An 8,729-nucleotide genomic window follows, 5' to 3' on the forward strand; every position below is an offset into this window, starting at 1 on the left:
AACCCCTTTAAGTCAGCACAAATCACCCGACCCCGGCTTGCGGGCGCTCGCGCCGCCCTTCGCCGCTGCGCTGGATGCGACGCGGTACCACGCGACCCGCAGCGTCGGGCACTGGCTCGGGCACTGGCGCAGCCACGGGCACCGGAGCAGGCTCGCACACGGGCGCCGGCGGCAACGGCGGCGCACAGGCGCCCTCGTCCAGCGCGGTTTCAAGAAAGCGCACCAGCGCCGCCGCGCCGGTCTGCTCCAGCACGTCAGCGTCGTCGCGCCCGGCAATCGCGCCGGTCAGCGCAATGGGCAGCACATCGCGAAACATCTCGCCCGCCTCAAGCCGCACCCGCGCCAGCACCCGGCGGCGATCCGGCGCGCTTTGCATCTTGTCCATGCGGGTGACCAGCAGCAGGCTGCGCGTCCACAGCTCGGGGCGCACCTGCTCCCACAGTGCCGCCTCGGATTGCCGCCACGCCTGATTGGCCGGGGTGCACCAGATCACCATATCGACCTGCGCCAGAACGTTCGACCACACATCAGAGGTCATGCACGGATCACAGGTGCCCGGCATATCCACCAGATCAAAGGCATAAAGCAGGTCGGCCTCGATCCGGGCGCGGATCATCGCGGTGCTGGCGGGGTCGGCGGCGCTCCAGTCGTCAAGCGGCAGCGGCGCGGTGCTGCCATCCGCCAGCTCGCGCTCGACCGTGCCGGGCCCAAGGCTGTACCACACCGGGGGCAGTTGCGTGGCGGTGACCTGCACCGGAGAGCTGTCCTGTTCGAGCAGCAGATTGGCCAGCGTGCTTTTGCCAGCGCTGAATTCGCCCATCAGGGCAATGCGGGGCTTGCGCGGGGCGTCGTTCATGATGCGGACCTCAGCGGAAGTTGCGTTTCAGGGAAGGACAGGCCCAGGACCAGATCGCGCTGCGCCCGCAGGAATTCGGCCAGCACCGCGCGCAGCACCAGCGCGTAGGGATCGGCGCAATCGCGGCGCAGGGCCTCGACCACCGGAGCGGTTTCCTCGTGGATCAGGCTTGCGAAATCCTCGGCCATCGCCTGATAGCCCTTGCGGCGACGCCAGAACCGCATCCACCAGCGGCCCTTGAGATCCAGTGCGATGGTCTGGCCCAGCGACACCGGTGCAACCGGCTCGGGCAGCGGCGGCGCCGTGAGTTCCGGCGCATCGGCGGGCAGGCCGAAGACCTCGCGCAGCAGCGCGTCGATCTCGCCCGCCGCCTGTTCCAGCGCCTCGGTTCCGACCCTGCCCGCGCCGTGCACAAACACGCTGTAGGCGGTGCGCAGCAGCATCCGCAGCCCCGAAGGATCATAGGCCCAGACCTGCCCCTCGCCATGCTGTTCGAGATGGCGCGCCAGCGACGATGTCGCCCGGCCCAGAAAGGTGCGCCGCGCCGATTCCGCGCGGCTGGCAAAGGTGGCGTTCACCGCCTGCATCCGCGTTTCGAGATGGCCATAGGCGCGCTCGGAAATCGCCGCGAAACGGGCCGAGATCTGCTCGGGCGTGAGGGTGCAGGCGTGGTGCGCCTGTGCGCCGATGCTGCAGGCGTCAAGCTGTGCCTCGCGCGCCGCCGCGCCAACGCGCAGGTTGCGCAACGCCGTGTCGACGGATTTTTCCAGCGCCGCGCCCGCGTCCTTTTCGAGGCGCTCGGCGATGGCGCGGCCCAGTGCGGGCACGCCGGACATGGTCCAGATGATCTCGGCGGGGGGCCGCTGGGCCAGTGCCTCGGTCAGATGCGCCTCGAGCCAGCCCATTAGCGCCTCGGCGCTGCTTGCGCCCAGCCCGTCGATGCTGCCACCGATCGCGTTGCTGGCCCAATGGCCCGAACCAAACAGGATCTCGGCATCGACCGGCCCCTGAAACCGTTCCAGCGTGGCGCGGATGCTGTCGCGGATCTTTGGCACATCGTTCACCGGATCGTTGAGCTCGTCGATGCGGTTGACGAAGATGATGATCTGCCGGGATTTGACGTTCGAGATCAACCGGATCAGCCCGAGATCCACCGCCGAAAGCGCTTGGCTTGCCGACAGCACCATGACGCACAGGCGGCTGGCGCGCAGGGCGTTGATGGTGATCTGCTCGCGGATCATGAAGGTGTCGTTGACGCCGGGCGTGTCCTGAATGGTCAGCCCGATCGGCACCCCTGGCGCGCCGAACCACAGGTCAGCGGATTTGGTGATGTCGGCGAAACGCCCGCGCTCGCGGGTGGTTTCGAGATGCTCGGCCACAGCGCTAAGCTGGGCCGACTCCTCCCAGAAGTCATCGCCAAGGCAGACATAGCGCGCGATCAGCTCTTGGTCGAAACTGTCATAATCATGGGTCTGGCCCAGCAGCATCTGGAAACGCCGCCCAAGCCGGGCGCGGGATTTCTCGCGCATCGCTTCAAGCTGCTTGCGCACCTTCTCCAGCTCGTCTTCGGCCCCGGCGCGCGCCGCCAGCTGCCCGACCCGCCCGCCCTGTTGCAGCAGCGCATCCCATTCATCGTTGCCAAAAAAGCGAAAGCTCGACCGGCGCTCGTCGTGTCGCAGCGTCGGCGACAGGTGCAGCGAGGTGACAACCGAGGTCCACGGGTTGACGTCGGCGGGCAGCAGTTCGGGCCAGCCGACCAGCGAATTGACCAGCGTGGTCTTGCCCGCCTTGACCTGCCCGATGAAGGTCACCGCCGGATCAAAGCTGCGGATTTCCTTGTGCAGGCGGCGGGCTTGCCGGGCGACGGAACGCTCGGCGCTGCCCGCGAGAACCGTCAGTTCGCTGTCGACTGCCGCAAGACGATCTGCCAGCCCGCTAAGCGCCTCGAACGGGGCGCTGAGGGTCGTGCTGTCCTGTGTGCTCATGGCTTGTTGCCCCTCTTGTTTTTCGTGGTGCCGTCAGGCGGCCAGCCTGACCTCGATGTCCTGTCGCAATTGCAGCAGAAGGCGGGCGGCGTCGCTTGCCTGCCCTGGCCCGCCCTCCATCCGTAGCAACAGCGCCATGTCCTGCGCTTCGAAGACCATGTCGCTCAGCTCTGGCCAGCTGTCCTGCGCCCGGTCGAGATCCTGCGTCCGCGCAGTGAGGCTGTCGAACACCGTTCCGAGCCGTTCCAGCAACTGCGCGCAGGCCGCATCGTCAAGCGAAGCGCAGGGCAGCGCCTCGGCCAGATCCGCCGCCGCGCCGCGCAGGTACTGGAACAGTCGCCCCAGTTCGGCCCGGGCTTCGGGCGGGACTTCGGGCGGCGCGGCGACGCTGTCGCGCAGGGGTTCGGCGATGTCCGGCGTGGGTTCGGGCCGGGGCATGGCTGCCGGGGCGGATGCGCTGGCACTGCCGTGGCGTTGCAGCATCCATTCAGCGGCGGCCATGTCGTGCGACGCGGCCTCGGCGGCGGTGTCATCAAGATGGCGCGCGATACGCGCGGGATCGGGGGGCAGCACCGCTTCGAAGCCTTCGGCCCCGTGCCAGTCGCCCGCCTCTTCGCCCTGCGGGCTCAGCACGAGGGCGGCGTGGTTGCACAGGCTGTCGGGCGCCGCGCCCCAGCTTTGCGCATCAACGCCCGACCAGCCGCGCGCGCACCACAGCGCGATATCCACCCGAGGCGCGGCCCATGCCAGCGCGGCGGCGAACTCGCGCGGATCCGCCTCGCAGGCCACCAGCAAATAGCGCCGCCCGCGCAGCCCCGGCACCGGCGCGGCAAGGCGCAAAAAGGCCGGCCCGCGCGCCAGCATATCCGGCGTTGGCAGCCCCGCCTGCCGCAGCAGGGTGCCATCGGGCAGCATCGCCTCGACGCTTGCAGCGGCGCCAAAGCCCAGCTCAAGCGTCGGCAGCGGGGCCAGCGGCGCCAGCGCGCTGCCGCACAGCGCATCCAGCAGCGCCAGCTTGCCCGCCCCCGGCAGGCCGAACAGGCCGATGCGCACCGGCTCTGCAAGGCGACTGGCCAGCGCGGCGCAATTGGCGGCAAGCCGGGGCGGCAGGCCGGGCGTCTCTTGCAGGGCGCGCAGGCGGTCGGTGATGGCGATCGCATCGGCGGCGCTCATGAGGCGCGCTCCGCCGCGACGGAGGCCAGCATCGGCGCGGGCGCGCGCAGCACCCGGTCGAGCAGCCCCGCGATCCAGCCGCGCAGCCCTGCCCGCACGCCGGTTGCCGCCCGCATCCGGATTACCACGACCGAGCTGTTGTCCTGATCGGGGCCAGCGCGCCGCCGCACCGCGCCGATCAGCGCATCGGCAATCTGCTGCGCCGGGGCATGGCGCCGCCGCTGCAGCAGGTCGCGCAGGGTGGTTTCATCCAGCGTCTCGATCCCGTCACTGGCCAGCAGCAACAGATCGCCAGCGCAGAGCGGCAGGCCCTCTTCGGGGCAATCGATGCGCGCGATATCGCCCCCGGTAACCGCAGAGGTCAGGCAGTTGCGCCCGCCTCCCGCCAGCGCCGTATCTGCGTCGATCTCGCCCGCCGCAACCATCAGGTCGATCTGCGGCGCTAGCGAATGCACCTCGTTGAGCCGCGTCAGCCTACCGCCGCGCAGCAGCCACAACGGGCTGTCCCCGACCGAGATCCAGCGCAGCGTGCCATCGGTCACGATCACCGACAACAGCGTGCCGCCGGTGTCGCCGGACAAATGCCCCTGATCGATGTGATGTTGCAGCTTGCGATTGGCGCTGCCAAGCGCCGAGCCGAAGATCGCCTTGCAATCAAAGCGCAGCACATCCTTGCGGGCGGCGGACAGGTAGAGCTCTGCGAACATTTCAGCGGCGATGATGCGCCCGGCAAGGTCGCCGTCGTCATGCCCGCCCATGCCATCGGACAGCACCGCAATCCCCCCCGGCGCGCCGCTGGCGAAATGCGCAATCGCCGCGTCTTCCTGACGCGCGCGAGAGCCGATATCCTGCGCCAGCGCGGCCTCGCACAGCAGCTCAACCATCGCCTTTGGCCCATGAAAAGCTGTCGTCGCACAGCGCGACATAGCGCAGCACCGTCTTGCCGATGCGAAGGATGTCGCCGCCATGCAGCTCTTCGGTCGACAGCAGGGGCCGCTCGTTGAGGCGCACGATATTAGCCTTGCCGCCATGGCCGACCCAGCTTCGGCCGTCTTCCTCGTCATGGGCAATCGACAGATGCCCTGCGCGCGAAATCGCATCGTCTCCGAAATCAAGACTGACGGTCTGGTCCGCATCGCGCCCGACGCTCGACAGCCCCGCTGTCAGCGTAAAGCATGCGCCGCGCCCCGGACCATCGGTCACGATCAGCCAGCCAATGGGAAAGCAGGGCGCAGCCGAGGGCGCGGCAGCGGGTTGATCGGAAAACACATCGGGCGCGCCGTCGCCGTGAAAGCCCAGGAGACGGGTGCGGGCGCGGTCGGGCACGGCTGCCCCCGGCGCGCTGGCCTGCGGCCCTGCGCGAAATGCCATGGGCGGCTGGCCTGGCGCAAGGAAATCATCGCCATCCTCGTTCTGCGATGGCCCGGCGCAGCGCGCCATCATCGACGCGGGCTCGGCTGGCGTCGGGGGGGACGGCGGCTCGAGATCCCAGATCTTGGGGGTGGTTTCGGGCCGCGCGCTTTCCATGGTGCGGCGCGCGGGCCCATGTTGGCTGGATTCGGGGCGTGGAACATGGCTCACACCGGCGCGGGCGGTTTCGGCATTACGCTCGTCTTGGGTGCGGGCGGGCGGCGGCGCGGCGACAGGCTCCTGCGGCAACCGCAGGGCCGAAGGCAGCGCCGCCTCGCCCGGCTCTATGCGTGTTGTTGGGCGCTTGCGCGCGATCCGTCCCTTGAAACCCAGCATGTCGGTGGTGCCTTCCGTCAGATGGTGGTGTCGATGCGCGCCCGCGGGCGCAGCCAGCCAAACAGCGCCCCAAGCGACAGCCCGCGCTGGCGCATTTCCGAGGCGTTCTCGTCTTCGGTTGCGTCTTCGGCCTCGCTGCCGGGCCGGGCCACATCCGGGCCATTGCGCCAGCTGCCCGGGTCCTCGTTGAGGATCGCCCAGTATTCGCGTTCCTGCGCCCGCCGGGCCTCTTCGGCGGCGCGCAGCGCAAGGTCTTCGCGCGGAGGGTCGATGCGGGCGGCGCGGGCTTCGGCGACGATTTTGTGGTTTTCCTGCACCAACGCGGCGATGGCTGCGCTGGTGGACTGGTCCAGCGGCGCAGGCTCCGGCGGCTCTGCCTCGGGCATGCCCCCCCCGTGCAGCACGTCAAGCCAAGCCTCGGCACTGGGCAGCCGATCGCGCGCGAACAGGCTCATGCAGCAATCGATCGAGCCGAGCAGCGCCGGGTCATAGGCCGCAAAGCGCCCCGACAGCGGCACAAAGGGATCGGGCCGGTCCTCGGCCACCGCCGCCAGCCGCAGCGAGCTGTTGGGCGGCGGCGCGCCTTCGATCAGATGCACGAAGGTGGCGGCCAGCGCGTACAGATCCGACGCGGGCGATTGCGCGCTGCCGGCAAAATAGAATTCCTGCGGGGAATAGCCGTCCTTGACGGTATAGACGCGGGACAGGATGCGCGACGCCATGGTCGCCCCCTGCCGCGCCGCGCCAAAGTCGATCAGCACCGGCGTGCCCGCGGTATCGAGCAGGATGTTGTCAGGTGCGATATCGCGGTGCAGGATGCCGCTACGATGCACATAGGCCAGCGCGTCGAGCAGGATCTCGGCCAGTTCGCGCACCGCCGCGGGGGATCGCAGTTCAGGGTGCTTGTGCGACAGGTCGAGCAGATCCAGCCCTTCGACGAAATCCAGCGCCATGTAGGCTGTGCAATTCTCTTCAAAGATCTGGTGCACGCCGACGATATTGGGATGATCAAGCGCCGCCAGCGCGCCCGCTTCTTTCTGGAACAGCCCGACCGCCTGACTGAAGTCGGTCTTGTAGCCTTGCGAGCGCAGGCGCACGGTGGCCTGCGTCCGGCAGCAGATGGCGTTGGGAAAGCATTCCTTGATCACCACCTTGCGATTCAGGCTGTCGCGCGCAAGGTAGGTGATGCCGAAACCACCGCAGTTGAGGTATTTCTCGATGGTGTACTGGCCGTTGCACAGCCGCGTGCCGGGGGGCAGCTCGTCACCCACGGTGCCCGCAGGCATGGCTGGCGCGATGCTCGCCTTGTCGCTCATGGTGCCGCCTCCCTGCATCTGGGGTCATGGTTTGTCTGCCGGGCTGCACAGCACGCGCGGTGCGATGCCCTTCAAGGCGACTAAACCAATGGCCCCGGACCCGGCGGTGGTAAGATTGGAACCGAATTATGTCTCTTGGCGCGAATGCGTATCGAGTTTTACCGATCGCCCGCAGCCTTCGGCGCAAGGCCTTCGCCTTGCGCATGTTTTCGGCCATTCGCCGGGCGGCAACGGCAGGGTGCATCTGAAAAGCCTGCGTCTTTTGGCGCGCCGGATCGTCGCGCGGGTCCGCAGGGCCAGCGGAGCAGACCCTCGCCTTCGCGGCCTGCGATCTTAGCCCTGCGCCGCCCAGACATAGGCGCCATAGCCCAGCAGCAACAGCGCCCCCGGCACCCGTCCGACCACCGGGCGCGCCAGCAGCAGCGCCGCCAGCACCACGGACGCGCCGATCATCACCGGCAGATCGAAGGCGGCGAACCGCGCCGTCACCGGCACCGGCGAGACCACCGCCGTTACTCCGAGAATACCCAGCACGTTGAAGATGTTCGAGCCGACGATATTGCCCACGGCAATGTCCGATTGCCGCTTCAGCGCCGCCACGACCGAGGTCGCAAGCTCGGGCAGCGACGTGCCCACCGCAACGACGGTCAGGCCGATGAACGCCTCGGATACGCCGAACTGGCGGGCGATATTGCTGGACCCGTCGACCAGAAGCCGCGCCCCGACCAGCAGCAGCGCCAGCCCCAGCGCAACCCAGAGCACCGACTTCCAGCTGCGCCCCGCGGGCGGCGCGTCGTCCTCCGGGGCATCCCCCGGCGTCAGAAAGGCCCAGAGCAGATAGCAGACCAGTCCCGCAAAAAGCGCCAAGCCCGCACCGCGCCCGATCTGCCCGCCGACAAACAGCGGTATCAGCGCCAGCGCCGCCGCGATCATCACCACCAGATCCCGCTTCAGACTGCCGCCCGACACCCGGATCGGCCAGACCAGCGCGGTGATGCCGAGGATCAGCAGGATGTTGGCGATGTTCGAACCGATGATATTGCCGATGGCAATATCCGGCGCGCCTTTCAGCGCCGCCTGAAGCGACACCAGCAGTTCGGGCATCGAGGTACCAAAGCCGACCACCGTCAACCCGATCAGCAGAGGCGGCAGCGACAGTCGCTGCGCGATGGCGACAGCGCCGCGCACCAAGGCCTCGCCGCCGACAAACAGACCGGCAAGGCCGGCCAATACGAAAATGATGTCCAGAACTGTCTCCTCGCGGGCAGTCCACCTGCCCTCTGCGGCAGATGGGAGGCCGCCGGCCCGGCGCAAGACCCAGACAGGCGCAGCGCGCAAAGATTCCACCTGCCGCGCCTGCGCGGGACGCGAGCGCGCCAATGCCAGCGCCTGCCCGAGCGCCCTCGCAGCGGAACCCTAGGTTCCGTTCAGCGCGCCGTCACTGCCAGAGGTGGTCGGGGGATTTCGGACCGGGTGTTAGGTGTTTAGTCCCGGCATTTGGCGGATCGGATTGATGATGAATCTGTCTGGCTCCGATGTCCATATTTTGCAGATGTATTCGTAGGGCGTGAGCCCGCTGAGGGTCTTGAGCCTGCGGGCAAAGTTGTAGGCGGCCATGAAATCCGCGAGGTGCTGCGCAGCTGATCATGACTG

The 8,729-nt window shown here is 68.3% G+C and carries 7 protein-coding genes and 1 pseudogene; all 8 read right to left on the reverse strand.

The annotated features are described in order from the left end of the window. Nucleotides 1-22 precede the first annotated feature (22 nt). The gene (locus KO516_RS03370) at nt 23-856 is read right to left on the reverse strand and encodes a GTPase (RefSeq protein WP_216002402.1); all 834 of its coding nucleotides are present in this window, start codon (nt 854-856) and stop codon (nt 23-25) included. Further along, the gene (locus KO516_RS03375) at nt 853-2,841 is read right to left on the reverse strand and encodes a dynamin family protein (RefSeq protein ID WP_216002403.1); all 1,989 of its coding nucleotides are present in this window, start codon (nt 2,839-2,841) and stop codon (nt 853-855) included. The genes KO516_RS03370 and KO516_RS03375 overlap by 4 nt, the downstream gene beginning before the upstream one ends. A 33-nt stretch (nt 2,842-2,874) precedes the next feature. Continuing rightward, nucleotides 2,875-4,014 carry a hypothetical protein gene (locus KO516_RS03380; RefSeq protein ID WP_216002404.1) on the reverse strand — a complete coding sequence of 380 codons (1,140 nt, stop codon included), beginning with the start codon at nt 4,012-4,014 and terminating at the stop codon, nt 2,875-2,877. Then, nucleotides 4,011-4,898 (reverse strand): PP2C family serine/threonine-protein phosphatase, encoded by an 888-nt coding sequence (locus KO516_RS03385; RefSeq protein ID WP_216002405.1) that lies wholly within the window; start codon nt 4,896-4,898, stop codon nt 4,011-4,013. Before KO516_RS03385 ends, KO516_RS03380 begins: the two co-directional genes overlap by 4 nt. Then, on the reverse strand, nt 4,891-5,760 hold the full coding sequence (locus tag KO516_RS03390) for an FHA domain-containing protein (RefSeq protein WP_216002406.1): 870 nt from the start codon (nt 5,758-5,760) through the stop codon (nt 4,891-4,893). The genes KO516_RS03385 and KO516_RS03390 overlap by 8 nt, the downstream gene beginning before the upstream one ends. A 17-nt stretch (nt 5,761-5,777) precedes the next feature. Beyond that, on the reverse strand, nt 5,778-7,076 hold the full coding sequence (locus KO516_RS03395; RefSeq protein WP_216002407.1) for a serine/threonine-protein kinase: 1,299 nt from the start codon (nt 7,074-7,076) through the stop codon (nt 5,778-5,780). Nucleotides 7,077-7,409: 333 nt separating this feature from the next. After that, on the reverse strand, nt 7,410-8,324 hold the full coding sequence (locus KO516_RS03400; RefSeq protein ID WP_216002408.1) for a calcium/sodium antiporter: 915 nt from the start codon (nt 8,322-8,324) through the stop codon (nt 7,410-7,412). A gap of 228 nt (nt 8,325-8,552) precedes the next feature. Then, nucleotides 8,553-8,711 (reverse strand): annotated as a pseudogene (locus KO516_RS03405) (IS481 family transposase); the annotation flags it as partial. Between the last annotated feature and the right edge of the window lie 18 nt (nt 8,712-8,729).

Source organism: Citreicella sp. C3M06 (assembly GCF_018860705.1).
GTDB lineage: Bacteria > Pseudomonadota > Alphaproteobacteria > Rhodobacterales > Rhodobacteraceae > Salipiger.

What these genes read in the sequence shown, in the direction of transcription:
- KO516_RS03370 (WP_216002402.1), bottom strand. Translation starts at nt 856, where the DNA reads ATGAACGACGCCCCGCGCAAGCCCCGCATTGCCCTGATGGGCGAATTC.
- KO516_RS03375 (WP_216002403.1), bottom strand. Translation starts at nt 2,841, where the DNA reads ATGAGCACACAGGACAGCACGACCCTCAGCGCCCCGTTCGAGGCGCTT.
- KO516_RS03380 (WP_216002404.1), bottom strand. Translation starts at nt 4,014, where the DNA reads ATGAGCGCCGCCGATGCGATCGCCATCACCGACCGCCTGCGCGCCCTG.
- KO516_RS03385 (WP_216002405.1), bottom strand. Translation starts at nt 4,898, where the DNA reads ATGGTTGAGCTGCTGTGCGAGGCCGCGCTGGCGCAGGATATCGGCTCT.
- KO516_RS03390 (WP_216002406.1), bottom strand. Translation starts at nt 5,760, where the DNA reads ATGCTGGGTTTCAAGGGACGGATCGCGCGCAAGCGCCCAACAACACGC.
- KO516_RS03395 (WP_216002407.1), bottom strand. Translation starts at nt 7,076, where the DNA reads ATGAGCGACAAGGCGAGCATCGCGCCAGCCATGCCTGCGGGCACCGTG.